Origin of the sequence: Alkanindiges illinoisensis, assembly GCF_004377485.1 — a bacterium.
In the GTDB taxonomy this organism is placed as follows: domain Bacteria; phylum Pseudomonadota; class Gammaproteobacteria; order Pseudomonadales; family Moraxellaceae; genus Alkanindiges; species Alkanindiges illinoisensis_A.
Genome location: NZ_SNTY01000066.1, coordinates 1 through 1,384, shown reverse-complemented (window position 1 = coordinate 1,384; position 1,384 = coordinate 1). Strand labels below are relative to the sequence as shown.

The following is a 1,384-nucleotide window of genomic DNA, read 5'->3' as shown; positions in this document are numbered from 1 at the left end:
GTGGTTGGATACTGGAAGGTTTGCTCATGCTGCATATTGCCTAAAGCATCCAGACTTTCAGCCTTGGACTGGCCATTAATATAGGTGTCTAAAATGGTGTATTCACTGGTAAAGGCAACATTAACAAACTGGTCAGGACTGGTCAGGGTTGCTGAATGCAAAACCTGAAAGTTGCCGGTGTCCTTATTATAATGCAGTACATAAAAATGACTTTCAAACGTCCCGTCACTGTCATTATTCACCTTAAAGGTGACGCCAATCTTATGCTTATCTTCCAATACTGCTAAGCGTGCTTCATCAGCAGGCGCGCCCAGACTGATTTTATGTTGCTGGCCAGTGGCCGGATTAAATACCACCACTGAAAACTGGTGCTCATTTGCACGGTCATTACCGGCAACAACGACAAGATCGCTCAGCCAGCTCGCCCCAAAGATGTGAAAGCCACTTTCAAAGGCCTGGCTATTCCAGTTTGGCGTGGTGTAAATCACCATATCAGGCACGGCTGTTAAGCCCTGTTTTTTTAGGCTCTGGTTTAATGGTCGTCTGGTGGCCACCAGCAGCTCACGGCCATTGTGGTTAAACTGGTTAACCAGAATCTCGCGGCTAATGCCTTTGGTTAAGGTCTTTACCTTGTTAAATTGCTGATCAAAGATAAAAATTTCTTGGGCAGTATTGGCAATGGCTGATAAATAATTCTGGCTCCAGCTAATTGAATTTACCGGATTTTGGGTATCAGCTAAATCAAGTGTGGCAATTTTCTGGGGATTCTGGCCAAGCTGCCATATATTAAGTTCCGTTGTGGAATAACCGGCTGTGGCCAGTCGCTCACCATCAGGACTAAAACAAATTGATGTTACCGCAAAATTTTCAACAATATTAGATGCACTCATTATTTTACCATTCTAAAAATTATCGGGTACGGCCTTTATTTTGGCTCTGTGATTGGGTTTGATTGACCAGCTCTACCCTGGCCTTTTGATTAGGGTCTTTGCGATGCAGAATTTTTACCTCATCGTCGATCCGGGGAACAGTGACCAGTGATGACTTGTCGTGAACCATAAAAAACTTACTACTCTCGCCTAAACGCTGCAAGATAAAACCACTGGTTTCCGCCACGATCTTGCCCTTGGTTTCGCCAGGCATTTGCTGCCTGACGTCTGCACCAACGTGTAAGGCAACAGCCCTGAGCTTTAAGATGGCTTCTTGCTGCTGTCTTGTGGGGTTGTCGCCCTGGCTGCCACTTCCTTGCGGTAATTTTCGTCCTGGCTCATGCGATTCAAGTTGGCCGCCATTGTGTCCATCAGATTGTCCATCTGTTCCTCGTGTGAGTCTTTGGAATTCTGCCTTTCCACCGGCGGCTTGTTCAAAGCATTCATTTGTAATT

Annotated in this window: 2 protein-coding genes; both read right to left on the bottom strand. The window is 45.7% G+C overall.

All coding sequences use genetic code 11. From position 1 onward, the window contains the following. On the bottom strand, positions 1–890 hold an 890-nt coding region (locus E2B99_RS12095; RefSeq protein ID WP_134245250.1), incomplete at its 3' end, for a hypothetical protein. A gap of 19 nt (positions 891–909) precedes the next feature. Continuing rightward, on the bottom strand, positions 910–1,384 hold a 475-nt coding region (locus tag E2B99_RS14655; protein ID WP_430981480.1), incomplete at its 5' end, for a KfrB domain-containing protein.